General features: G+C 39.9%; 34 protein-coding genes. All 34 read left to right on the top strand.

What is annotated here, in order from left to right; all coding sequences use genetic code 11:
* Positions 1 to 19: 19 nt before the first annotated feature.
* The gene (gene rpsG / locus WAA86_RS09590; RefSeq protein ID WP_337300781.1) at positions 20 to 496 is read left to right on the top strand and encodes a 30S ribosomal protein S7; all 477 of its coding nucleotides are present in this window, start codon (positions 20 to 22) and stop codon (positions 494 to 496) included.
* 11 nt (positions 497 to 507) lie between these two features.
* The gene (gene fusA / locus WAA86_RS09585) at positions 508 to 2,634 is read left to right on the top strand and encodes an elongation factor G (protein WP_337300780.1); all 2,127 of its coding nucleotides are present in this window, start codon (positions 508 to 510) and stop codon (positions 2,632 to 2,634) included.
* An 11-nt stretch (positions 2,635 to 2,645) separates the two neighbouring features.
* On the top strand, positions 2,646 to 2,951 hold the full coding sequence (gene rpsJ / locus WAA86_RS09580) for a 30S ribosomal protein S10 (RefSeq protein ID WP_062055772.1): 306 nt from the start codon (positions 2,646 to 2,648) through the stop codon (positions 2,949 to 2,951).
* A 163-nt stretch (positions 2,952 to 3,114) separates the two neighbouring features.
* A complete protein-coding gene (gene rplC / locus WAA86_RS09575; protein ID WP_337300779.1) occupies positions 3,115 to 3,732 on the top strand; it encodes a 50S ribosomal protein L3 in 618 nt (205 codons plus the stop codon).
* On the top strand, positions 3,732 to 4,361 hold the full coding sequence (gene rplD / locus WAA86_RS09570; protein WP_337300778.1) for a 50S ribosomal protein L4: 630 nt from the start codon (positions 3,732 to 3,734) through the stop codon (positions 4,359 to 4,361). Before rplC ends, rplD begins: the two co-directional genes overlap by 1 nt.
* Positions 4,362 to 4,368: 7 nt before the next feature.
* Complete coding sequence (gene rplW, locus WAA86_RS09565) at positions 4,369 to 4,659, top strand: 50S ribosomal protein L23 (RefSeq protein WP_337300777.1); 291 nt, start codon at positions 4,369 to 4,371, stop codon at positions 4,657 to 4,659.
* 9 nt (positions 4,660 to 4,668) lie between these two features.
* On the top strand, positions 4,669 to 5,493 hold the full coding sequence (gene rplB / locus WAA86_RS09560) for a 50S ribosomal protein L2 (RefSeq protein ID WP_337300776.1): 825 nt from the start codon (positions 4,669 to 4,671) through the stop codon (positions 5,491 to 5,493).
* A gap of 13 nt (positions 5,494 to 5,506) precedes the next feature.
* Positions 5,507 to 5,785: a 30S ribosomal protein S19 gene (rpsS, locus tag WAA86_RS09555; protein ID WP_337300775.1), complete on the top strand. Its 279-nt coding sequence runs from the start codon at positions 5,507 to 5,509 to the stop codon at positions 5,783 to 5,785.
* A gap of 3 nt (positions 5,786 to 5,788) precedes the next feature.
* Positions 5,789 to 6,196, top strand: a complete 408-nt coding sequence (gene rplV / locus WAA86_RS09550; protein ID WP_337300774.1) for a 50S ribosomal protein L22 — start codon at positions 5,789 to 5,791, stop codon at positions 6,194 to 6,196.
* A gap of 10 nt (positions 6,197 to 6,206) precedes the next feature.
* Positions 6,207 to 6,929 carry a 30S ribosomal protein S3 gene (rpsC, locus tag WAA86_RS09545; protein ID WP_337300773.1) on the top strand — a complete coding sequence of 241 codons (723 nt, stop codon included), beginning with the start codon at positions 6,207 to 6,209 and terminating at the stop codon, positions 6,927 to 6,929.
* Between the two features lie 20 nt (positions 6,930 to 6,949).
* Positions 6,950 to 7,369, top strand: coding sequence for a 50S ribosomal protein L16 (rplP, locus tag WAA86_RS09540; RefSeq protein WP_337300772.1), 420 nt, complete (start codon positions 6,950 to 6,952; stop codon positions 7,367 to 7,369).
* A gap of 18 nt (positions 7,370 to 7,387) precedes the next feature.
* Positions 7,388 to 7,579: a 50S ribosomal protein L29 gene (gene rpmC, locus WAA86_RS09535; protein ID WP_062055754.1), complete on the top strand. Its 192-nt coding sequence runs from the start codon at positions 7,388 to 7,390 to the stop codon at positions 7,577 to 7,579.
* Between the two features lie 13 nt (positions 7,580 to 7,592).
* Positions 7,593 to 7,850 (top strand): 30S ribosomal protein S17, encoded by a 258-nt coding sequence (gene rpsQ / locus WAA86_RS09530; RefSeq protein WP_337300771.1) that lies wholly within the window; start codon positions 7,593 to 7,595, stop codon positions 7,848 to 7,850.
* A 2-nt stretch (positions 7,851 to 7,852) separates the two neighbouring features.
* Complete coding sequence (gene rplN / locus WAA86_RS09525; protein WP_062055750.1) at positions 7,853 to 8,221, top strand: 50S ribosomal protein L14; 369 nt, start codon at positions 7,853 to 7,855, stop codon at positions 8,219 to 8,221.
* A 13-nt stretch (positions 8,222 to 8,234) separates the two neighbouring features.
* Positions 8,235 to 8,549, top strand: coding sequence for a 50S ribosomal protein L24 (rplX, locus tag WAA86_RS09520; protein WP_337300770.1), 315 nt, complete (start codon positions 8,235 to 8,237; stop codon positions 8,547 to 8,549).
* A gap of 2 nt (positions 8,550 to 8,551) precedes the next feature.
* Positions 8,552 to 9,103, top strand: coding sequence for a 50S ribosomal protein L5 (gene rplE / locus WAA86_RS09515; RefSeq protein ID WP_337300769.1), 552 nt, complete (start codon positions 8,552 to 8,554; stop codon positions 9,101 to 9,103).
* Between the two features lies 1 nt (position 9,104).
* Positions 9,105 to 9,374 carry a 30S ribosomal protein S14 gene (rpsN, locus tag WAA86_RS09510; protein WP_337300768.1) on the top strand — a complete coding sequence of 90 codons (270 nt, stop codon included), beginning with the start codon at positions 9,105 to 9,107 and terminating at the stop codon, positions 9,372 to 9,374.
* Positions 9,375 to 9,444: 70 nt separating this feature from the next.
* Positions 9,445 to 9,843, top strand: a complete 399-nt coding sequence (gene rpsH, locus WAA86_RS09505) for a 30S ribosomal protein S8 (RefSeq protein ID WP_337300767.1) — start codon at positions 9,445 to 9,447, stop codon at positions 9,841 to 9,843.
* Between the two features lie 20 nt (positions 9,844 to 9,863).
* Complete coding sequence (gene rplF / locus WAA86_RS09500; RefSeq protein WP_337300766.1) at positions 9,864 to 10,406, top strand: 50S ribosomal protein L6; 543 nt, start codon at positions 9,864 to 9,866, stop codon at positions 10,404 to 10,406.
* Positions 10,407 to 10,417: 11 nt separating this feature from the next.
* Positions 10,418 to 10,774 carry a 50S ribosomal protein L18 gene (gene rplR / locus WAA86_RS09495; RefSeq protein ID WP_337300765.1) on the top strand — a complete coding sequence of 119 codons (357 nt, stop codon included), beginning with the start codon at positions 10,418 to 10,420 and terminating at the stop codon, positions 10,772 to 10,774.
* A 6-nt stretch (positions 10,775 to 10,780) separates the two neighbouring features.
* Positions 10,781 to 11,305 (top strand): 30S ribosomal protein S5, encoded by a 525-nt coding sequence (gene rpsE, locus WAA86_RS09490; protein ID WP_337300764.1) that lies wholly within the window; start codon positions 10,781 to 10,783, stop codon positions 11,303 to 11,305.
* A 12-nt stretch (positions 11,306 to 11,317) separates the two neighbouring features.
* The gene (gene rpmD, locus WAA86_RS09485) at positions 11,318 to 11,497 is read left to right on the top strand and encodes a 50S ribosomal protein L30 (RefSeq protein WP_062055736.1); all 180 of its coding nucleotides are present in this window, start codon (positions 11,318 to 11,320) and stop codon (positions 11,495 to 11,497) included.
* Between the two features lie 14 nt (positions 11,498 to 11,511).
* Positions 11,512 to 11,964: a 50S ribosomal protein L15 gene (gene rplO, locus WAA86_RS09480; protein WP_337300763.1), complete on the top strand. Its 453-nt coding sequence runs from the start codon at positions 11,512 to 11,514 to the stop codon at positions 11,962 to 11,964.
* Between the two features lie 10 nt (positions 11,965 to 11,974).
* Positions 11,975 to 13,318: a preprotein translocase subunit SecY gene (gene secY / locus WAA86_RS09475; RefSeq protein WP_337300762.1), complete on the top strand. Its 1,344-nt coding sequence runs from the start codon at positions 11,975 to 11,977 to the stop codon at positions 13,316 to 13,318.
* Between the two features lie 3 nt (positions 13,319 to 13,321).
* Positions 13,322 to 13,537, top strand: coding sequence for a translation initiation factor IF-1 (gene infA / locus WAA86_RS09470; RefSeq protein WP_013305172.1), 216 nt, complete (start codon positions 13,322 to 13,324; stop codon positions 13,535 to 13,537).
* 9 nt (positions 13,538 to 13,546) lie between these two features.
* Positions 13,547 to 13,663, top strand: a complete 117-nt coding sequence (gene ykgO, locus WAA86_RS09465) for a type B 50S ribosomal protein L36 (RefSeq protein WP_013621733.1) — start codon at positions 13,547 to 13,549, stop codon at positions 13,661 to 13,663.
* Between the two features lie 2 nt (positions 13,664 to 13,665).
* The gene (rpsM, locus tag WAA86_RS09460; protein ID WP_337300761.1) at positions 13,666 to 14,040 is read left to right on the top strand and encodes a 30S ribosomal protein S13; all 375 of its coding nucleotides are present in this window, start codon (positions 13,666 to 13,668) and stop codon (positions 14,038 to 14,040) included.
* A 13-nt stretch (positions 14,041 to 14,053) separates the two neighbouring features.
* Entirely contained in the window at positions 14,054 to 14,446 is a 393-nt protein-coding gene (gene rpsK / locus WAA86_RS09455; RefSeq protein ID WP_337300760.1) for a 30S ribosomal protein S11, read from the top strand.
* A 98-nt stretch (positions 14,447 to 14,544) separates the two neighbouring features.
* A complete protein-coding gene (gene rpsD, locus WAA86_RS09450; RefSeq protein ID WP_337300759.1) occupies positions 14,545 to 15,150 on the top strand; it encodes a 30S ribosomal protein S4 in 606 nt (201 codons plus the stop codon).
* Between the two features lie 18 nt (positions 15,151 to 15,168).
* Positions 15,169 to 16,161 (top strand): DNA-directed RNA polymerase subunit alpha, encoded by a 993-nt coding sequence (locus WAA86_RS09445; RefSeq protein WP_337300758.1) that lies wholly within the window; start codon positions 15,169 to 15,171, stop codon positions 16,159 to 16,161.
* A 56-nt stretch (positions 16,162 to 16,217) separates the two neighbouring features.
* Complete coding sequence (rplQ, locus tag WAA86_RS09440) at positions 16,218 to 16,742, top strand: 50S ribosomal protein L17 (RefSeq protein ID WP_337300757.1); 525 nt, start codon at positions 16,218 to 16,220, stop codon at positions 16,740 to 16,742.
* 95 nt (positions 16,743 to 16,837) lie between these two features.
* Positions 16,838 to 17,950: a glutamine-hydrolyzing carbamoyl-phosphate synthase small subunit gene (carA, locus tag WAA86_RS09435; RefSeq protein WP_337300756.1), complete on the top strand. Its 1,113-nt coding sequence runs from the start codon at positions 16,838 to 16,840 to the stop codon at positions 17,948 to 17,950.
* Positions 17,951 to 18,069: 119 nt separating this feature from the next.
* Positions 18,070 to 19,359 (top strand): phosphopyruvate hydratase, encoded by a 1,290-nt coding sequence (gene eno, locus WAA86_RS09430; protein WP_337300755.1) that lies wholly within the window; start codon positions 18,070 to 18,072, stop codon positions 19,357 to 19,359.
* Between the two features lie 139 nt (positions 19,360 to 19,498).
* Positions 19,499 to 21,040 carry a glycogen synthase gene (locus WAA86_RS09425; protein WP_337300754.1) on the top strand — a complete coding sequence of 514 codons (1,542 nt, stop codon included), beginning with the start codon at positions 19,499 to 19,501 and terminating at the stop codon, positions 21,038 to 21,040.
* Positions 21,041 to 21,152 lie beyond the last annotated feature (112 nt).

The raw sequence follows: 21,152 nt of genomic DNA, 5'->3' as shown, positions 1-21,152 counted from the left end.
ATCTTTTTAAAGAGAAGACATGAGAAAAAAACAGGCCAAAAAGAGACCGTTATTGCCGGATCCAAGGTTTAACGACCAGTTAGTGACTAGGTTCGTGAACATGATGATGTGGGATGGTAAAAAGTCTATCGCCTTTAAAGTATTTTACGATGCCATTGATATCGTAGAGGAAAAGAAGACAGACGAAGAAAAATCTGCATTGGAATTATGGAAAGACGCGTTGTCCAACGTAATGCCTCACGTAGAGGTTAGAAGTAGAAGGGTAGGAGGGGCAACTTTCCAGATCCCTATGCAAATTAGACCGGACCGTAAGATTTCTACCGCAATGAAGTGGTTGATTCTTTATGCTCGTAAGCGTAATGAAAAAGCAATGTCCCAAAAATTAGCCGGCGAGATTTTAGCTGCTGCTAAGGAAGAGGGTGCTGCAGTGAAGAAAAGAACAGATACCCATAAAATGGCAGAGGCAAACAAAGCATTCTCCCACTTTAGATTTTAATTAATAGAGAAATGGCTAGAGATTTAAAATTAACAAGAAATATAGGTATTGCTGCTCATATTGATGCGGGTAAGACAACTACGACCGAACGTATTTTGTTTTATACTGGTGTGAGTCATAAAATAGGTGAGGTTCATGATGGCGCTGCCACGATGGACTGGATGGAGCAAGAGCAGGAGCGTGGTATTACAATTACCTCTGCTGCTACTACATGTGAGTGGATTTTCCCAATGGAGAATGCGCAGCCAACAGAAGATGCCCAATCGTATCACTTTAACATTATTGATACTCCAGGTCACGTGGATTTTACGGTTGAAGTTAACCGTTCGTTGCGTGTATTGGATGGTTTGGTCTTCTTGTTCAGTGCAGTTGATGGTGTTGAGCCACAGTCTGAAACGAACTGGAGATTGGCCGATAATTACAAAGTTCCACGTATTGGTTTCGTTAATAAAATGGACCGTCAGGGGGCTAACTTCTTGAATGTTAACAAACAAGTAAAGGAGATGTTGGGATCCAACGCTGTGCCTATTGTTTTGCCGATCGGAGACGAGGCTGACTTTAAAGGTATTGTGGATTTGGTGAAGAACAGGGCTATCGTATGGCATGATGAGAATTTCGGAGCAACCTTTGATGTTGTTGCTATTCCGGAAGACATGAAGGAAGAGGTTAGGGAATTCAGGGCTGCTTTGATTGAAGCGGTAGCTGAATATGACGAAACCTTGATGGAGAAGTTCTTCGAAGATGAGGATTCTATTACTGAGGAAGAAGTACATGCTGCTCTAAGGGCTGCTGTTATGGACATGAGTATCATACCAATGATTTGTGGTTCCTCGTTTAAAAATAAAGGTGTACAGTTCTTATTGGATGCTGTATGTAGGTATTTGCCTTCTCCATTGGATAAGGATGATATCGTAGGTATGAACCCGGATACCGAGAAAGAAGTTTCTCGTAAGCCATCTGTAAAGGAGCCTTTCGCTGCTTTGGCCTTTAAAATTGCTACCGATCCTTTCGTAGGTCGTTTGGCATTCTTTAGAGTGTACTCAGGTCGTTTGGACGCTGGTTCTTATATCTTGAACAACAGGTCTGGTAAGAAAGAACGTATTTCCCGTATCTACCAAATGCACTCCAACAAACAAAATGCCATCGATTTTATTGAAGCAGGAGATATTGGAGCGGCTGTAGGATTTAAGGACATTAAGACTGGTGATACCATGTCTGATGAGAAACATCCAATTGTTTTGGAAAGTATGAACTTCCCTGATCCGGTTATCGGTATTGCGGTAGAGCCTAAAACCAAAGCGGATGTTGATAAATTGGGTATGGCTTTGGCTAAATTGGCCGAAGAGGATCCAACGTTCCAAGTAAAAACAGATGAAGCATCTGGACAGACTATTATTTCTGGTATGGGTGAGCTTCACTTGGATATTATTGTAGACCGTCTAAGACGTGAATTCAAAGTAGAGGTAGATCAAGGTCAGCCTCAGGTTGAGTACAAAGAAGCTCTTACTGCAAGTGCAGATCATAGAGAGGTCTACAAGAAGCAGTCTGGTGGACGTGGTAAATTTGCGGATATCGTGTTTACTATGGAGCCTGCTGAAGAAGGTAAGACAGGTCTTGAGTTCATCAACGTAATCAAAGGTGGAAACGTTCCAAGGGAATATGTTCCTGCTGTTGAAAAAGGATTTAAGGATGCCATGAGAAACGGACCATTGGCCGGTTTCGAAATGGATGCCATGAAAGTTACCTTGAAAGATGGATCTTTCCACCCTGTGGATTCGGATTCACTATCTTTTGAATTGGCTGCAAAAATGGGGTATAAAGCTGCTGCAAAAGCTGCACGTGCCGTACTAATGGAGCCAATCATGAAATTGGAAGTATTGACCCCAGAAGAAAATATGGGTGATATCGTAGGTGACCTTAACCGTAGAAGAGGAACTATTACCAATATGGATGATAGGGCTGGAGCAAAGGTTGTTAAAGGTACGGTTCCACTTTCAGAAATGTTCGGATATGTAACTTCACTTAGGACATTGTCCTCTGGTAGGGCTACATCTACCATGGAATTCTCTCACTACGCAGAGACTCCATCGAATATTGCAGAAGAGGTAATTAAAAAAGCTAAAGGGGTAACCGCTTAAATAATAGTAAAATGAGTCAGAAAATCAGGATAAAATTGAAATCTTACGACTATAACTTGGTGGACAAGTCTGCTGAGAAGATCGTTAAGACGGTAAAGACCACAGGAGCTGTTATTACAGGGCCAATTCCTTTGCCAACACACAAGAAGATATTTACCGTATTGCGTTCTCCGCACGTAAATAAGAAGTCTAGAGAGCAGTTCCAGTTAAGTTCTTACAAAAGACTTTTGGATATCTATAGTTCTTCTTCCAAAACTATCGACGCCTTGATGAAGTTAGAGCTTCCAAGTGGTGTTGAAGTGGAGATAAAGGTATAATTTATCCAATCCCCCTTCGGTTAGAAGTGGGTTACATGTCCGGCGCTTCGTGCAAAGGAAAAATGGAAAAAAATAAATTCAGGGTTGAATTATTTTTGACCCTGTTTTTTTGCTGAATATTTTGGCAAAACACAAATAAGTTAATAATTAATAATTAGTAAATATGTCTGGGTTAATAGGTAGAAAAATCGGCATGACCAGCATTTTCGACGAAAATGGAAAGAACATTCCATGTACAGTAATCGAAGCTGGACCATGCGTAGTTACCCAAGTCAGAACCTTAGAGGTTGACGGGTACAGTTCCCTTCAGCTTGGTTTCGATGACAAGGCGGAAAAACGTGCTAACAAGGCTGAAATGGGCCATTTCAAAAAAGCAGGTTCTACTCCTAAAAAGAAAGTCGTTGAGTTCCGAGATTTTGGAGGAGATTACAAATTGGGAGACACTATTGGTGTTGATCATTTTGTAGAAGGAGAATTTGTAGATGTAATTGGTACATCTAAAGGAAAAGGATTCCAAGGTGTTGTTAAAAGACATGGCTTTGGAGGTGTTGGTCAGGCAACTCACGGTCAGCATAACAGACTAAGAGCTCCAGGTTCTATTGGTGCGGCTTCATACCCAGCGAGAGTATTCAAGGGAATGAAAATGGCAGGTAGAATGGGTAATGATAGGGTGACAGTTGAAAACCTTAGAGTTGTTAAAATAGTTCCAGAGAAAAACCTTATTGTAATAAAAGGTGCAGTTCCTGGTCATAAGAACGCTTACGTAACGATTCAGAAGTAATGAAAGTAGCAGTTTTAGATATCACAGGAAAAGAAACAGGGAGGAAAGTTGAACTTTCTGACAGTGTTTTCGGAATAGAGCCTAATAACCATGCTGTATACTTGGATGTAAAGCAGTATTTAGCGCATCAGAGGCAAGGTACCCACAAATCAAAGGAAAGAGCTGAGATAGCTGGTAGTACTAGAAAGATAAAGAAACAAAAAGGTACTGGTACCGCTCGTGCGGGAAGTATTAAATCTCCTGTTTTCAAGGGAGGTGGACGTATTTTTGGACCAAGACCTAAAGATTACACCCAGAAATTGAACAAAAACCTTAAGCGTCTTGCTAGAAAATCGGCTTTGAGTATGAAGTCAAAAGAGCAAGCGATCGTAGTGGTTGAAGATTTCAATTTTGAGGCTCCAAAAACCAAAGAATTCAAGCAAGTCTTGAAGTCACTGGGATTGGAAAATAAAAAATCTTTATTTGTGTTGGGCGATTCAAATAATAACGTATATTTGTCGTCACGCAATTTAAAGCGTTCAGAGGTCGTAATCAACTCAGAATTAAGCACTTACAAAATTTTAAATGCTGGTAGCATTGTCTTGATGGAAGGTGCTTTGGAAGGAATTGAATCGAACTTAACTAAATAAGAGAGTCATGAGTGTGTTGATAAAGCCAATAATTACGGAAAAAATGACCGCAGACAGCGAGTTGTACAATCGTTATGGTTTCATTGTTGACCCTAGTGCCAATAAGCTTCAGATCAAAGAAGCTGTTGAAACTACTTATGGGGTTTCTGTGGAAAAGGTTCGTACAATGAATTACGGTCCAAAACGTAAAACTCGTTACACTAAGACCGGCGTGCAGCACGGTAAGACAAATGCCTTTAAAAAGGCGATTGTTGATGTAGCGGATGGAGAGGCAATTGATTTTTACAATAATCTATAAAGACAAAAAATGTCAGTTAGAAAATTAAAACCAATCACTCCAGGACAGCGATTTAGAGTAGTAAATGGGTTTGACGCCATTACTACTGATAAGCCGGAGAAGAGCTTGCTCGCTCCGTTAAAAAAGTCCGGAGGTAGAAACAGTCAAGGAAAAATGACCATGCGCCAGAAAGGTGGAGGTCATAAGAGAAGGTATCGTGTGATCGATTTCAAAAGGGAGAAACAAGGAGTTGTTGCTACCGTTGATTCTATTCAGTACGATCCTAACAGAACAGCCTTTATCGCATTGTTGAATTATGCAGATGGTGAAAAAAGGTATGTGGTTGCCCAAAACGGGTTGCAAGTAGGTCAAGAAGTTGCTTCAGGTAGCGATGTGGCTCCAGAAATTGGAAACACACTTCCTTTGAAGGCTATTCCTTTAGGTACTATTATTTCTTGTATAGAATTACGTCCAGGTCAAGGAGCTGTTATGGCTAGGTCTGCAGGAACATTTGCTCAGTTGATGGCGAAAGACGGTAAGTTTGTTACTGTTAAATTGCCTTCTGGGGAGTCAAGATTGATTCTTGCCGATTGTTTGGCTACTGTTGGTGCCGTGTCCAACTCTGATCACCAGTTATTGGTATCAGGTAAGGCTGGTAGAAGTAGATGGTTGGGTAGAAGACCAAGAACTAGACCGGTAGCGATGAACCCTGTCGATCACCCAATGGGTGGTGGTGAAGGTAGAGCTTCAGGAGGTCACCCAAGATCTAGAAATGGTATTCCAGCAAAAGGATATAGAACTCGTTCTAAAACCAAGAGTACCAATAAGTATATAATAGAACGTAGAAAGAAATAAAAAGTAGAAAGAAATGGCACGTTCACTAAAGAAAGGACCTTACGTTCACTATAGTTTAGACAAGAAGATCCAAGATAATGTTGCTTCTGGAAAGAAGTCTGTTATCAAGACTTGGTCTAGAGCTTCAATGATAACACCGGATTTCGTTGGTCAAACCGTAGCAGTTCACAATGGGAAGCAATTTGTTCCTGTTTTTGTAACTGAGAACATGGTTGGTCACAAATTGGGAGAATTTTCACCGACAAGATCTTTTAGAGGTCACGGTGGTACTAAGAATAAAGGTAAAAAGTAAGCTATGGGAGTTCGAAAAAGACAAATGGCCGAAAGAATTAAGGCAGAGAAAAAGCAAGTTGCATTTGCGAAATTGAACAATTGCCCTACATCGCCAAGGAAGATGCGTTTGGTAGCTGATTTGGTAAGGGGAGTTCAAGTTGAAAAAGCTCTAGCTATATTAAAGTTCAACCAGAAGGAAGCTTCTAAGAGATTGGAGACATTATTGCTATCTGCAATTGCAAACTGGCAAGCCAAGAACGAAGAGGCGAGTATAGAAGATGCTGACCTTATTATTAAGGAGGTAAGAGTTGATGGAGGAAGTATGTTGAAAAGACTTAGACCTGCACCACAAGGAAGAGCGCATCGAATTAGAAAACGTTCCAACCACGTAACAATGGTATTGGAGTCTAACAATAACACACAAAGCTAGAGCATTTAGTATGGGACAGAAAACAAATCCAATCGGGAATCGTCTAGGTATTATCAGAGGATGGGAATCTAACTGGTACGGTGGAAACGACTACGGAGATAAGTTGGCCGAAGACGATAAGATAAGAAAATATGTTCATGCACGTTTGGCGAAAGCTAGTGTTTCTAGGGTTATTATTGAGCGTACTCTTAAACTTGTAACTATAACCATCACCACTGCTAGACCTGGTATCATTATCGGAAAAGGTGGTCAGGAAGTAGATAAGTTGAAAGAAGAGCTTAAGAAAATTACGGACAAAGAGGTTCAGATAAACATCTTTGAGATCAAGAGACCAGAGTTGGATGCCAATTTGGTTGCTGCAAGTGTTGCTCGTCAGATTGAAAGTAGAATTTCTTTCAGAAGAGCTATAAAAATGGCTATCGCAGCTGCCATGAGGATGAACGCTGAAGGTATCAAAATACAGATATCAGGTCGTTTGAACGGTGCAGAAATGGCGCGTTCAGAATCTTACAAAGATGGTAGAATTCCATTGTCTACTTTTAGAGCTGATATAGACTATGCATTACATGAGGCACATACAACCTATGGAAGATTGGGTATTAAAGTGTGGATCATGAAGGGTGAGGTTTATGGTAAGAGAGAGCTTTCTCCTTTGGTAGGTATGTCTAAAGGACAAACCCCAGGCAAAGGTGGAAAACCAGAAGGAGGAAAGAAACCACGTCGTAGAAAGTAATTTTTTAAAGAAAGAAAGAAATGTTACAGCCAAAAAGAACCAAATATCGTAAAGCGCAGAAGGGTCGCATGAAAGGGATCTCGGGAAGAGGTCACCAACTTTCTAACGGTATGTTTGGTATAAAATCCTTGGATTCTGATTTTATTACTTCACGTCAAATTGAAGCGGCGCGTATTGCAGCTACAAGGTACATGAAGAGAGAAGGTCAGTTATGGATCAAAATATTCCCGGACAAGCCTATTACGAAGAAGCCTCTAGAGGTACGTATGGGTAAAGGTAAAGGTGCAGTTGAGTACTGGGTTGCCGTTGTAAAACCAGGAAGAATTATGTTTGAGGTAGGTGGAGTGTCTATAGACATTGCTAAAGAAGCTATGCGCTTGGCGGCACAAAAACTACCTGTTAAGACTAAGTTTGTTGTTGCTAGAGATTATTCAGCTTAATTTTAATTTCAAGAAATCATGAAACAATCGGAAATAAAGGAATTATCAGTAGAAGGGTTGAAGGAAAAACTAGCTGAGTACAAAAAACAACATGCGGATTTAAAAATGGCCCATTTTGTTACTCCATTGGAAAATCCTCTTCAGATAAGAAAAGTGAGAAGAACAGTGGCAAGAATTGCGACAGAGTTAACAAAAAGGGAATTACAATAATTGGTTCTGCTTTATGGAAAATAGAAATTTAAGAAAAGAAAGAATAGGCGTTGTAACAAGCGATAAAATGGAGAAATCAATTGTGGTTTCCGAAGTTAAACGTGTAAAGCACCCTATGTACGGAAAGTTCGTGTTAAAGACTAAGAAATATGTTGCGCACGACGAGAAGAACGACTGCAATGTTGGGGATACTGTGAAGATCATGGAGACCCGTCCATTGAGTAAGACCAAGTGTTGGAGATTAGTTGAAATCATTGAAAGAGCTAAATAATTATGTTACAGCAAGAATCTAGACTAAAGGTAGCCGATAATACAGGAGCAAAAGAAGTATTGACCATTCGTGTTTTGGGTGGTACAAAAAGAAGGTATGCTTCAGTAGGTGACAAAATAGTGGTTACGGTTAAGGAAGCCGCACCAAATGGTACTATCAAGAAAGGTGCAGTTTCTACTGCGGTTGTTGTAAGGACTACAAAAGAAGTTAGAAGACAGGATGGTTCATACATTCGTTTTGATGACAATGCCTGTGTTTTATTGAATCCTACGGGAGAAATGAGAGGTACACGTGTATTTGGTCCCGTGGCAAGAGAGCTTCGTGATAAACAATTCATGAAGATTGTATCATTAGCTCCAGAGGTGCTTTAATATATACAGTAAGATGATGAAACTTAAAATAAAAGCTGGAGACACTGTAAGAATCATTGCTGGGGACCATAAAGGTACCGAGGGCAAGGTTGTCAGTGTTGACCGTGAAAAAAATAAAGCGATTGTAGAAGGTGCCAATATGGTATCCAAACATGAGAAACCGAGCGCTAAGAATCCTCAGGGAGGAATAGTAAAGAAAGAGGCTCCCGTTCATATTTCCAACCTATCTTTGATCGATCCAAAATCGGGCGATGCAACACGAGTAGGATTTGAAGAAAGGGATGGCAAGAAAGTAAGGTTTTCCAAGAAATCTAATGAAGTAATTTAGTTATGGCTTACATTCCAAGATTAAAACAAGAGTACAAAGAGCGCGTCATGAAAGCGCTTCAGGAAGAATTTGGTTACAAAAATGTAATGCAGGTTCCTAAGCTGGAAAAGATAGTTCTTAGCAGGGGTGTTGGAGCAGCTGTGGCGGATAAAAAATTAATTGACCATGCTGTTGATGAACTTACAGCTATTACCGGTCAAAAAGCGGTATCAACTATCTCTAAGAAGGATGTTGCAGCTTTCAAATTGCGTAAGGGTATGCCAATTGGTGCAAAAGTTACCTTGCGTGGAGAAAGAATGTACGAATTTTTGGACAGGTTGATCACTAGTGCTTTACCACGTGTAAGGGATTTCCAAGGAATTAAAGCTACCGGTTTTGACGGTAGGGGCAATTACAACTTGGGTATCACTGAGCAGATTATCTTCCCGGAGATGAACATTGACAAGATCAATAGAATCAATGGTATGGATATCACTTTTGTGACCACGGCTAATACCGATAAGGAAGCAAAATCATTATTAACTGAATTAGGACTACCTTTTAAAAAGAATTAGTATGGCTAAAGAATCAATGAAGGCCCGCGAAGTCAAGAGAGCAAAAACTGTAGCAAAATACGCAGAAAAGAGAAAAGCTTTGAAAGAAGCTGGTGACTACGAAGCGCTACAGAAATTACCAAGAAATGCTTCTCCTGTTCGTATGCATAACAGATGTAAGTTGACTGGTAGACCAAGAGGTTACATGAGAACCTTTGGTGTTTCTAGAGTTTTGTTCAGGGAAATGGCAAACAACGGTTTGATTCCTGGCGTTAAGAAAGCTAGTTGGTAAAAAATTTAGAGTATAAACTGGTCTCAGGTTTAGCAATAGTGCTGAAAACCGTTACCGCAAATAGATAATTATGTTTACAGATCCAATTTCGGATTATTTGACAAGAATTAGAAATGCCAGTAGAGCTGGTCACAGGGTAGTTGAAATCCCTGCTTCTAATTTGAAAAAAGAAATGACCAAGATCTTGTTTGATCAAGGGTACATTTTAAGCTACAAATTCGAAGATAACGCCGTTCAGGGCAATATCAAGATAGCTTTGAAATACGATAAGGTTTCAAAAGAGCCTGTCATTAAAAAATTACAGCGTGTAAGTAAGCCTGGTCTACGTAAGTATGCGGGTACTACAGATCTTCCTAGAGTATTGAATGGTTTGGGAATTGCGATTGTATCTACTTCCCATGGAGTAATGACCAGTAAGCAAGCCAAGTTGGAGAAAGTTGGTGGAGAGGTTTTGTGTTACGTTTATTAATACTATAAAGAGTTAGAATAATGTCTAGAATAGGTAATAATCCAATAGCGATCCCGGAGGGAGTTTCCATAGAGGTAAAGGAGAACATCATTACTGTAAAAGGTAAATTAGGTGAACTTACCCAGGAATTTTCTGCGGTAGCAATAAAGATAGAAGACGGTAAGGTATGGGTAACCAGGCCTTCTGATTCAAAAGAACACAAAGCTAAGCATGGTCTTTACAGAGCCCTTGTTTTGAATATGGTTAAAGGCGTATCTACAGGATGGACCAAGGAATTGGAACTGGTAGGTGTAGGATACCGTGCAAGCAATCAAGGACAGAAGTTAGATTTGGCATTGGGCTTTTCACACAACATAGTTATGGATTTGGCCGAAGAGGTTAAGTTGGAGACTATTTCTGAAAAAGGAAAGAACCCAATCATAAAATTAACGTCTTTTGATAAACAATTGGTAGGACAGATTGCTGCCAAGATCAGAGGTTTCCGTAAGCCAGAGCCTTACAAAGGAAAAGGAATCAAGTTTGTTGGTGAACAATTAAGAAGAAAAGCTGGTAAGTCAGCTTAATAATTAGCATTATGGGATTATCGAAAACTGAGAGAAGACAACGCATTAGGAGAAGAATTAGAAAGGTTTCCTTTGGAACGTCCACAAGGCCGAGGTTGTCTGTTTTTAGGAGCAATAAGGAAATTTATGTTCAATTGATAGACGATACTAAAGGAGTTAGTTTAGCTGCTGCATCATCTAGAGATAAAGACCTTAGCTCTTCAAAAGGAACTAAATCGGAAATAGCTACCCTTGTTGGTAAGACTATTGCTGAAAAAGCGCAGAAGATAGGAATTGAAACTGTAGCTTTTGATAGAGGTGGTAACTTGTACCACGGTAGAGTAAAATCATTGGCTGAAGGAGCTAGGGAAGCCGGACTAAAATTCTAATATATTATGTTTCAAAAATATAAAAACGCAGAAACCGTTAAGCCAGGAGGTCTAGAATTAAAAGATCGTTTGGTAGGTGTTCAAAGGGTAACGAAAGTTACTAAAGGTGGTAGAGCATTCGGTTTCTCTGCAATAGTTGTTGTTGGAGATGAAAATGGTGTTGTTGGTCACGGTTTGGGGAAATCCAAAGAAGTTGCCACTGCAATTGCCAAAGCAATCGAAGATGCAAAGAAAAATTTAATACGAATTCCTTTAAACAAGGGAACTTTGCCTCATGAGCAAAAAGGTAAATTTGGTGGAGCACGTGTTTATATACAGCCTGCTTCCCATGGTACCGGAGTTATTGCTGGTGGAGCTGTAAGAGCCGTATTGGAGGCTGTAGGGGTACATGATGTACTTTCCAAGTCACAAGGTTCTTCTAACCCGCACAACGTTGTAAAAGCTACTTTTGATGCTTTGTTGCAACTTAGGGATGCAAAGACCGTTGCAACTCAAAGAGGAGTTTCTTTGGAAAAAGTTTTTAAAGGATAAATCAAGGATATTATGGCAAAGATTAAAGTTAAGCAAGTAAAGAGTAGTATCAAAAAGCCACAGAACCAGAAAAGGACTTTGGAGGCGCTTGGATTACGAAAATTAGGCCAGGTAGTAGAGCATGAAGCAACGCCTAATATTCTTGGTATGATAAATAAAGTTGAACACTTAGTTTCTACTGAAGAAGCTTAAAACAATAAGGTGTTATGAATTTAAACAATTTAAAACCGGCAGAGGGATCTACTCACAAAGAGGGGAAAACTGTTGGTAGAGGTCAAGGGTCTGGAAAAGGTGGTACTGCCACAAGAGGACACAAAGGAGCTAAATCCAGATCTGGATACTCCAAGAAGATTGGTTTCGAAGGTGGTCAAATGCCTTTGCAACGTCGTGTGCCTAAGTTTGGTTTTACCAACATCAATAGAAAAGATTTTACTGGTGTTAACTTAAACAAACTTCAGGAATTGGTAGATAACGGAATCGTTAAGGATACTGTTACTATTGAAACTCTTGTTGAGAACAGGTTGGCCGGAAAAAACGATTTGATCAAGATTTTAGGTGGAGGTGAATTGAAAGCCCCTCTAAAAGTATCTGTACATAAATTTACTGCCAGTGCCAAAGCGGCTATTGAGGCTGCGGGTGGTGAGGTAATAAGTTTATAAGCATATCACTATGAAGAAATTTTTTGAGACATTATCCAATATTTGGAAGATAGATGAACTTAAGGGAAGGATTGTTGTTACCCTTGGTTTGCTTTTGGTTTATCGTTTTGGTGCCCAAATAGTTCTTCCTGGTATTGATACCGCACAGTTGGCAGAGTTGTCTTCCAACACGGAAAGTGGAATTTTAGGTATTTTGAACGCATTTACAGGAGGGGCTTTTGCCAATGCTTCTGTTTTTGCATTGGGAATCATGCCTTACATTTCTGCCTCCATTGTGGTTCAGCTGATGGGAATAGCAATTCCTTATCTGCAGAAACTACAGAAAGAAGGTGAAAGTGGAAGGAAGACGATCAATCAGATCACGAGATGGTTGACCATCGGTATCTGTATCGTTCAGGCTCCTGCTTATTTGTACAGTTTGGGTGCTTTGGGTGTTCCGGACAGTGCATTTGTGTTGGGTAAAGGACTGAACTTTATTGTGCCGTCTGTAATCATTTTGGTTACAGGTACTGTTTTTGCCATGTGGTTGGGTGAGAAAATTACGGACAAAGGGATTGGAAATGGTATTTCCTTGTTGATTATGATCGGTATCATAGCTACATTGCCACAATCTTTTGTACAAGAATTCATCTCCAGAACTGCCAACAACAACGGAGGTTTGATGTTTATGTTGATCGAGGTCATCCTTTGGTTCCTAGTCATCCTTGCCAGTGTATTATTGGTCATGGCGACCAGGCAGATACCGGTTCAATATGCTAGAAGGACTGCTTCTGGTGGTTATGAAAAGAATATCATGGGATCAAGACAGTATATTCCATTGAAGTTGAACGCTTCAGGAGTTATGCCGATAATCTTTGCCCAGGCTATTATGTTCGCTCCTGGATTGTTGGGTAAGACCTTCAACAATACAGCAGTGGGTCAATGGATGGAAGTACAGTTCGCCGATATATTCGGGTTGGCTTACAACTTGTTGTTTGCTTTCTTGATCATCGTGTTCACATACTTCTACACAGCGATCACTGTTCCTACCAATAAGATGGCCGATGACCTGAAAAGGAGCGGTGGTTTTATACCGGGAATCAGGCCTGGAAAAGAAACTGGTGATTTTCTTGATAAAATTATGTCTTTGATTACGTTACCCGGTTCAATTTTCTTAGCTTTGCTGGCTGTTTTACCAGCCTTGGTGGTAAAGTTAATGGATGTACAACCCGGATGGGCCTTGTTTTATGGAGGAACATCACTGTTAATCATGGTCGGTGTGGCTATTGATACAGTGCAACAAGTGAATTCATATTTGCTTAATAGACATTATGATGGTCTTATGAAAACCGGTAAAAATAGAAAAGTAGCTTAAATTATGGCTAAACAGGCAGCAATAGAGCAAGATGGGAGCATAATTGAGGCATTGTCCAATGCCATGTTCCGTGTGGAACTGGAAAACGGACATGTTGTGACGGCTCATATCTCTGGAAAGATGCGTATGCATTACATTAAGTTGCTTCCAGGTGATAAGGTGAAATTAGAAATGAGCCCTTATGATTTGACTAAGGCGAGAATTACATATAGATATTAAGTAAATAGGATGAAAGTTAGAGCATCAATAAAAAAGAGAAGTGCCGAGTGCAAAATTGTGCGTAGAAAAGGCAGATTGTACGTAATTAATAAAAAGAATCCTAGATTTAAACAAAGACAAGGGTAATTATGGCAAGAATTGCAGGTGTAGATATACCAAAACAGAAAAGAGGAGTTATCGCTCTTACTTATATTTTTGGTGTTGGTAGAAGTAGGGCTAAAGAAATTTTAGAGAAAGCCCAAGTAAGTGAGGATACTAAAGTATCTGATTGGAACGATGATGAGATCGGTCGTATTCGTGACGCCGTTTCCTCTTTCAAAATTGAAGGAGAGCTTCGTTCAGAAATCCAATTGAACATTAAGCGTTTAATGGATATCGGATGTTACAGAGGTATTCGTCACAGATCTGGTTTGCCATTAAGAGGTCAGAGAACAAAGAATAACTCTAGGACTCGTAAAGGAAAAAGAAAAACAGTTGCCAACAAGAAAAAAGCAACTAAATAATAAGTAGCGTATTATGGCAAAGGCAAATACAAAAACAGTAAAGAAACGTAAGGTTATTGTTGAGTCAGTAGGTGAAGCACACGTAACTGCCTCTTTCAATAATATTATCATCGCTTTGACCAACAAAAAAGGTGACGTAATTTCTTGGTCTTCCGCTGGTAAAATGGGCTTTAGAGGTTCTAAAAAGAACACTCCTTATGCAGCCCAGATTGCTGCAGAAGATTGTGCGAAAGTTGCTCATGAAGCTGGATTGAGAAAAGCAAAGGTTTACGTTAAAGGACCAGGAAACGGTAGAGAATCTGCAATACGTTCAATCCACAATTCAGGTATTGAAGTTACAGAGATCATCGATATCACTCCAATGCCTCACAACGGATGTAGACCTCCAAAGAGAAGAAGAGTATAATTATTAATATGGCCCAAAAAGGGTTTTCACAGGAAGTGTAGTTACGATTATCGAAGGATTAGCCTTAATTCATAATCACATTTCCCAATTTAAAGAAGATGGCAAGATATACAGGACCAAAAACTAAGATCGCCCGTAAATTCGGTGAAGCGATTTTCGGAGATGATAAATCTTTTGAAAAAAGAAATTATCCTCCAGGACAACACGGTAACGCAAGACGTCGTGGAAAAAAATCTGAATATGCAATCCAGTTGATGGAGAAGCAGAAAGCAAAATACACCTACGGTATTTTGGAGCGTCAGTTTAGAAACATTTTTGCAAAAGCAAATAGTAGCAAAGGAGTTACCGGTGAGGTATTACTACAACTTTGTGAGTCTAGATTGGACAACGTAGTTTACAGGATGGGCATCGCCAATTCCAGAAGAGCTGCAAGACAATTAGTTTCCCATAGACATATTACAGTGAATGGTGAGTTGGTAAACATACCATCTTATTCATTGAAAGCTGGTGATGTTGTTGGTGTAAGGGAAAAATCTAAATCTTTACAGTCCATTCAGGATTCTCTTTCTGCAAGTAGCAATGTCTACGAATGGATTACATGGAATACTGAAAAGAAGGAAGGAACTTATGTTTCTATCCCAGAAAGATTGCAGATTCCAGAAAACATCAAGGAACAATTAATCGTGGAGTTATACTCTAAATAAAACAAGACTGATCCAATTATGGCATTATTTAATTTTCAGAAGCCCGATAAAGTTATAATGATCGATTCTACAGATTTTGAAGGGAAGTTTGAATTCCGCCCTTTGGAACCTGGTTATGGATTGACTGTTGGGAACGCATTAAGAAGAGTATTGCTTTCATCTTTGGAAGGTTTTGCTATAACTTCTGTTAGAATAGACAAAGTAGAGCATGAGTTCTCATTGATTTCTGGTGTTGTTGAAGATGTTACAGAAATCATCCTTAACTTAAAACAAGTTCGTTTTAAGAGACAAATAGAGGACGTTGAAAGTGAAACTGTTTCTATTTCAGTAAGCGGCAAGGAACAATTGACTGCGGGTGATTTTCAAAAGTTTATTTCCGGTTTTCAGGTGCTTAATCCTGATTTGGTGATCTGCAACATGGATCCCAAGGTAAGCATCAACATGGAGATAATCATTGAAAAAGGAAGAGGTTATGTGCCGGCTGAGGAAAATAAGAAGTCTGGTGCTCCATTGGGAAGCATTGCTGTAGATTCTATCTTTACTCCGATAAAGAATGTAAAATACAGTATCGAAAACTTCCGTGTAGAGCAAAAGACCGATTACGAAAAATTAGTTTTTGAAATATCCAGTGACGGATCCATTCATCCAAAGGATGCCTTGACCGAAGCTGCTAAGGTACTTATCCATCACTTTATGTTGTTCTCCGATGAGAGAATTACTTTGGAGGCAGATGAGATTGCACAGACTGAAACTTATGATGAAGAATCCCTTCACATGCGTCAGTTATTGAAAACTAAATTAGTGGATATGGATTTATCCGTTCGTGCTTTGAATTGTTTGAAAGCAGCAGAAGTGGATACATTGGGAGATTTGGTTTCTTTTAACAAGAACGACTTGATGAAGTTTAGAAACTTCGGTAAAAAGTCCCTAACAGAACTTGAAGAGTTGGTTATCAACAAAGGGTTGAGTTTTGGTATGGATTTGTCAAAATATAAATTGGATAAGGATTAATTGACTTCCCATATGAATGGTGAGAATCATTCTGAAAGAAGCATATAGTTATAGTAATGAGACACGGAAAAAAAGTTAATCATTTAGGAAGAAAGACAGCACATAGAAAAGCTATGTTGGCTAATATGGCTTGTTCTTTGATAGAGCACAAGAGAATCAATACAACTGTTGCCAAGGCAAAAGCCCTTAAGCAGTTTGTTGAGCCTTTGATCACAAAGTCCAAAGCTGAAAACAATCAGACAGTTGAAAAAGGTACGCACAACAGACGTATCGTTTTCAAAAACCTTAGAGACAAGAATGCTGTAACAGAATTGTTCAGTGGTGTTGCAGAAAAGGTTGCTGACAGACCAGGTGGATACACAAGGATTATCAAATTGGGTAATCGTCTTGGAGATAACGCTGATATGGCAATTATCGAACTTGTAGATTTTAACGAATTGTACAATGCAGGTAAGCCTAAAGCAAAGAAATCTACAAGAAGGGGTAAATCCAAAAAAGTAGAAAGTGCACCGGCTGCCGAAACTGAGACTAAAGCACCAGCAGCAGATGCTGAAAACAAAGCTGATGAATCAGAAAAATAAAATATCATTACATTTTTGATATATGAAAAGGATAGGCCTAAAAGCTTATCCTTTTTTTTATGTTTATTTGTCAAATAATTAAGTAGTATAATCAGATGAAGTATCAAACAAAAAAGAAAGCATTGTTATTGTTGGCGGATGGGACCATTTTTTACGGAAAGTCCGTAGGGGATAAAGATGGGACCGCATATGGGGAAGTCTGCTTTAATACCGGTATGACGGGTTATCAGGAAATATTTACCGATCCTTCGTATTTTGGACAATTGATGGTTACCACAAATGCCCATATAGGAAATTATGGTACCAATGTGGAAGAGGTTGAGTCCGATTCCATCAAAATATCCGGGTTGATCTGTAAAAATTTCAGTTACAATTATTCTAGGGTCAGTGCCGATACGAGCCTGATGGACTTCATGGATAAAAATAATTTGTTTGCTATCTCCGATGTGGATACGCGTGCCTTGGTAAGTTATATCAGGGATCATGGCGCCATGAATGCCGTAATGACCACCGATGTTGACAATATAGAGACCCTAAAGGCAGCGTTGGCCAAAGTACCCAGTATGGCTGGACTTGAACTGTCTTCTAAAGTATCTACCAAGGAGCCCTATTTTTATGGGGATGAAAACGCCACCTACAAAATAGCAGCACTGGATATTGGAATAAAGAAAAATATTTTAAGAAACCTGTCCCAAAGGGATGCGTATATAAAAGTTTTCCCTTACAATAGTTCTTTCGAAGAAATGAGTTCTTGGAATCCGGATGCCTATTTTATCTCCAATGGTCCTGGGGATCCAGAACCATTGACGGATGCCATAGCCGCCGCAAAAAAGATGATAGCTTCCAACAAGCCGTTGTTCGGAATTTGTCTGGGCCATCAGGTACTTGCCCTGGCCAATGGAGTTTCCACCTACAAAATGCACAATGGGCATAGGGGGATCAACCATCCAGTTATGAACCTCACTACTGGAAAAGGTGAGATTACTTCCCAAAACCACGGTTTCGCTGTCAATAGGGAAGAGACCGAAGCCAATACAGACCTGGAAATTACGCATGTGCACCTGAATGATAAAACAGTTGCCGGGATGAGGATGAAAGGCAAGAATGTGTTTTCGGTCCAATACCATCCAGAAGCCAGTCCGGGACCTCATGATGCCAGCTATCTGTTCGACGATTTTTTTGAAATGATAAAGAAGGAGTCAAACTAAATCGTTATAGTTGATAAAATCCTTAAAACACAAGGAATATCACAAGATATAGACAATTATTGATAGCTCTGTTTTGTATATTTGTGTACGAGTAAAATAACCAGAAACAAAGAATAATTATGAGTATTATAATCAACGTCCATGCAAGGCAAATTTTAGATTCTAGGGGGAACCCAACCATAGAAGTAGATGTACATACAGAGAGTGGCATTTTAGGAAGGGCTGCGGTCCCATCTGGAGCTTCTACTGGTGAGCATGAAGCGGTTGAGCTTCGTGATGGAGGAAAGGCGTTTATGGGCAAGGGAGTGGCCCAAGCTGTTAAAAATGTCAATACCACCATCTTTGAAGAAATCGTTGGAATGTCTGTATTTGAGCAAAACCTTATTGATCAGACCATGATCGATTTGGACGGTACTCCAAATAAATCAAAACTTGGGGCAAATGCCATTTTGGGAGTGTCTTTGGCGGTAGCCAAGGCTGCGGCCAATGAATTGGGTATGCCATTGTACAGATATGTTGGTGGAGTTAGTGCCAATACATTGCCGGTTCCAATGATGAACATCATCAATGGAGGTTCTCATTCCGATGCGCCGATCGCATTCCAAGAATTTATGGTGATGCCCGTAAAGGCAAAAGATTTTTCCCAGGCCATGCAAATGGGAACGGAGATATTCCACAACCTTAAAAAGGTATTGCACGATAGAGGTTTGAGCACGGCAGTGGGCGATGAGGGTGGTTTTGCACCAACATTGGACGGTACCGAGGATGCTTTGGACAGTATCAAGTTGGCCGTGGAAAAAGCGGGTTACAAATTTGGCGACGAGGTAATGGTTGCCCTTGATTGTGCTGCAGCGGAGTTCTATGTGGACGGAAAATACGATTACACAAAATTTGAAGGTGATAAAGGAGTAGTTAGGACCAGTGAACAACAAGCCGATTATTTGGCGGAGTTGGCTGCAAATTACCCGATCATTTCCATTGAGGACGGAATGGATGAAAACGACTGGGAGGGTTGGAAATACCTAACCGACAAGATTGGGGACAAAGTACAATTGGTAGGTGATGACCTTTTCGTTACCAATGTGGAGCGGTTGTCCAAAGGAATCAAAAATGGTATAGCCAATTCAATTTTGATCAAGGTGAACCAAATAGGGACCCTAACAGAAACCATTGCCGCTGTGAACATGGCGCACAATGCTGGATATACCTCAGTTATGTCCCACAGATCTGGAGAAACCGAAGATAATACCATTGCTGATTTGGCTGTTGCTTTGAATACAGGTCAGATCAAGACCGGTTCAGCTTCCAGATCGGACAGGATGGCCAAATACAACCAATTGTTGCGCATAGAAGAAGAATTGGGGAGTGTGGCTTATTATCCGGGTCAGAACGCATTCAAGATAAAATAGTATCCTTTTCTTAACCATATTTTAAAGCCCTTCTCTAAAAGAAGGGCTTTTTTTATGTTTTTTTTATAAATAACGGGCTTATAGAAAATAAATAATTACCTTTTATGGTTATAATGCATTAATGAATATTTAGGATTACATGAACAACTTTCTTTTTGTTGCAGCAGAGAATGACGGAATTGCCAAATGTAAGGCAGGTGGAATGGGTGATGTGGTAAGGGATGTTCCCAGACAGATTTCTGAACGGGGGGACAAGGCCAATATTATTGTGCCTTCCTATTCACGCCTACATCAAAATGGTACCTTAAGGACGCTTTTGAATTTTAAGCTTAGAGGGCTTACCTATACAGCCGAGCTATACGAGGTAATTCCAAAAAAAGAATTTGCGAATGTACACCATTATGTGATCCATCATCCAGAGATAGAAGCAGGTGGGATAGCACATATTTATCACGACGACCCCACGGAGCCCTTTTATACCGACTTTATTAAATACGTGATTTTTTGTACCGCCGTTGCGGAGGCCATTAAAAAGGAATGCTTTGGAAAATTGGATGTGGTTCATATCCATGATTGGCACACCAGTTTATTGTTGTTCTTAAGGTCTTACCATCCAGGATACAAGTCCTTGAACCAAATGCGCTTTGTATACAGTATACATAATTTGGCCATACAGGGTATCCGTCCTTTCGATGGTAACTTTGCTTCCGTCAAAAATTGGTTCCCAGAGATCAATTTGGATTATAAAGCCTTAATGGATTACAGGTATCAGGATTGTATCAATCTCATGGCTATCGGAATTCGTTTGGCCGATGCCGTTCATACGGTATCCCCTTCCTATAAAGAGGACATTCTTCTGCCCAGTTCCCCACCCGAATTTATTGGAGGGGAAGGATTGGAAAGGGATCTCCAGATAGCCGATAACGAAGGCAGGTTGTTCGGGATACTTAATGGAAGTAATTATCAGAATATACGGGAGGCTGAAAAAGGCAATCTGTACCGCAATACCATTACCGCCATCTTTCAGTGGTTACAGGAAGAATCCAAGAAATATAAGTCGGACTTCTTGGCCCACACTGGGGAAAAGATTGTAAAGTTTCTTACCGAACCCCCTGCTTTTGTATGTTCCAGTGTTGCCAGGTTGACCGAGCAAAAATTTTATTTCTTCAAGCGTTCGCCGGATGTGCTTATGGCCATATTGGAAAAATTGTCAAAAGTCAATGGGATTATGTTGATCTTGGGAACGGGAGATCCCGGCTATGAGAAATTATTCAGGGAAATAAGCCATACCCATAAAAATTTCATCTTTGTCAATGGACAATCGGAAGATGTCATAGATTCCATTTACCTGGAGTCCGATCTCTATTTTATGCCCAGTCTTTTTGAGCCCTGTGGGATAAGCCAGATGTTGGCCATGCGAAACGGTCACCCTTGTTTGGTTCATCATACTGGGGGATTAAAAGATACTGTGGAGCATATGAGGACAGGTTTTAGTTTTGATGGGGGTACCTATGATCAAAAAATGCGGAATATGGAAAGCGCTTTTGACGAAGTGCTCAACATCTTTTTAAATGATAAGCCCACTTGGAAAAAGATAGAAGAGAACGCCAAGGAAATGAGATTCACCTGGAAAAAATCAGTCGATGAATATTATACGCTTCTTTATTCCATTAATGGTTAAATTACGCTTGATAATTTGCTAAATTTTGTTGAATTTATATACATTAAAAAAAGTATTGTTAATTAAAATACAAAAGAAATTAGGGAATTGTTAAGCAACAACGTTTTTCATA

It is taken from the genome of Sediminicola sp. 1XM1-17, assembly GCF_037203765.1.
Classification (GTDB): Bacteria; Bacteroidota; Bacteroidia; order Flavobacteriales; family Flavobacteriaceae; genus Sediminicola.
The sequence above is the reverse complement of the archived record's forward strand: the minus strand, read 5'-3'. Positions and strand labels throughout refer to the sequence as shown.

Excerpts from the sequence above, each read along its gene's own strand:
- rplO (WP_337300763.1), top strand. The coding sequence starts at position 11,512 with ATGAATTTAAACAATTTAAAACCGGCAGAGGGATCTACTCACAAAGAG.
- rpsE (WP_337300764.1), top strand. The coding sequence starts at position 10,781 with ATGTTTCAAAAATATAAAAACGCAGAAACCGTTAAGCCAGGAGGTCTA.
- ykgO (WP_013621733.1), top strand. The coding sequence starts at position 13,547 with ATGAAAGTTAGAGCATCAATAAAAAAGAGAAGTGCCGAGTGCAAAATT.
- rplQ (WP_337300757.1), top strand. The coding sequence starts at position 16,218 with ATGAGACACGGAAAAAAAGTTAATCATTTAGGAAGAAAGACAGCACAT.
- fusA (WP_337300780.1), top strand. The coding sequence starts at position 508 with ATGGCTAGAGATTTAAAATTAACAAGAAATATAGGTATTGCTGCTCAT.
- carA (WP_337300756.1), top strand. The coding sequence starts at position 16,838 with ATGAAGTATCAAACAAAAAAGAAAGCATTGTTATTGTTGGCGGATGGG.
- WAA86_RS09445 (WP_337300758.1), top strand. The coding sequence starts at position 15,169 with ATGGCATTATTTAATTTTCAGAAGCCCGATAAAGTTATAATGATCGAT.
- rpsJ (WP_062055772.1), top strand. The coding sequence starts at position 2,646 with ATGAGTCAGAAAATCAGGATAAAATTGAAATCTTACGACTATAACTTG.
- rpsG (WP_337300781.1), top strand. The coding sequence starts at position 20 with ATGAGAAAAAAACAGGCCAAAAAGAGACCGTTATTGCCGGATCCAAGG.
- rpsH (WP_337300767.1), top strand. The coding sequence starts at position 9,445 with ATGTTTACAGATCCAATTTCGGATTATTTGACAAGAATTAGAAATGCC.
- rplX (WP_337300770.1), top strand. The coding sequence starts at position 8,235 with ATGATGAAACTTAAAATAAAAGCTGGAGACACTGTAAGAATCATTGCT.
- rpsC (WP_337300773.1), top strand. The coding sequence starts at position 6,207 with ATGGGACAGAAAACAAATCCAATCGGGAATCGTCTAGGTATTATCAGA.
- eno (WP_337300755.1), top strand. The coding sequence starts at position 18,070 with ATGAGTATTATAATCAACGTCCATGCAAGGCAAATTTTAGATTCTAGG.
- rpmD (WP_062055736.1), top strand. The coding sequence starts at position 11,318 with ATGGCAAAGATTAAAGTTAAGCAAGTAAAGAGTAGTATCAAAAAGCCA.
- rplB (WP_337300776.1), top strand. The coding sequence starts at position 4,669 with ATGTCAGTTAGAAAATTAAAACCAATCACTCCAGGACAGCGATTTAGA.
- rpsD (WP_337300759.1), top strand. The coding sequence starts at position 14,545 with ATGGCAAGATATACAGGACCAAAAACTAAGATCGCCCGTAAATTCGGT.
- rpmC (WP_062055754.1), top strand. The coding sequence starts at position 7,388 with ATGAAACAATCGGAAATAAAGGAATTATCAGTAGAAGGGTTGAAGGAA.
- rplE (WP_337300769.1), top strand. The coding sequence starts at position 8,552 with ATGGCTTACATTCCAAGATTAAAACAAGAGTACAAAGAGCGCGTCATG.
- infA (WP_013305172.1), top strand. The coding sequence starts at position 13,322 with ATGGCTAAACAGGCAGCAATAGAGCAAGATGGGAGCATAATTGAGGCA.
- rpsM (WP_337300761.1), top strand. The coding sequence starts at position 13,666 with ATGGCAAGAATTGCAGGTGTAGATATACCAAAACAGAAAAGAGGAGTT.
- rpsK (WP_337300760.1), top strand. The coding sequence starts at position 14,054 with ATGGCAAAGGCAAATACAAAAACAGTAAAGAAACGTAAGGTTATTGTT.
- rplR (WP_337300765.1), top strand. The coding sequence starts at position 10,418 with ATGGGATTATCGAAAACTGAGAGAAGACAACGCATTAGGAGAAGAATT.
- secY (WP_337300762.1), top strand. The coding sequence starts at position 11,975 with ATGAAGAAATTTTTTGAGACATTATCCAATATTTGGAAGATAGATGAA.
- rplC (WP_337300779.1), top strand. The coding sequence starts at position 3,115 with ATGTCTGGGTTAATAGGTAGAAAAATCGGCATGACCAGCATTTTCGAC.
- rplD (WP_337300778.1), top strand. The coding sequence starts at position 3,732 with ATGAAAGTAGCAGTTTTAGATATCACAGGAAAAGAAACAGGGAGGAAA.
- rpsQ (WP_337300771.1), top strand. The coding sequence starts at position 7,593 with ATGGAAAATAGAAATTTAAGAAAAGAAAGAATAGGCGTTGTAACAAGC.
- rplN (WP_062055750.1), top strand. The coding sequence starts at position 7,853 with ATGTTACAGCAAGAATCTAGACTAAAGGTAGCCGATAATACAGGAGCA.
- rplF (WP_337300766.1), top strand. The coding sequence starts at position 9,864 with ATGTCTAGAATAGGTAATAATCCAATAGCGATCCCGGAGGGAGTTTCC.
- rpsN (WP_337300768.1), top strand. The coding sequence starts at position 9,105 with ATGGCTAAAGAATCAATGAAGGCCCGCGAAGTCAAGAGAGCAAAAACT.
- rplW (WP_337300777.1), top strand. The coding sequence starts at position 4,369 with ATGAGTGTGTTGATAAAGCCAATAATTACGGAAAAAATGACCGCAGAC.
- WAA86_RS09425 (WP_337300754.1), top strand. The coding sequence starts at position 19,499 with ATGAACAACTTTCTTTTTGTTGCAGCAGAGAATGACGGAATTGCCAAA.
- rpsS (WP_337300775.1), top strand. The coding sequence starts at position 5,507 with ATGGCACGTTCACTAAAGAAAGGACCTTACGTTCACTATAGTTTAGAC.
- rplP (WP_337300772.1), top strand. The coding sequence starts at position 6,950 with ATGTTACAGCCAAAAAGAACCAAATATCGTAAAGCGCAGAAGGGTCGC.
- rplV (WP_337300774.1), top strand. The coding sequence starts at position 5,789 with ATGGGAGTTCGAAAAAGACAAATGGCCGAAAGAATTAAGGCAGAGAAA.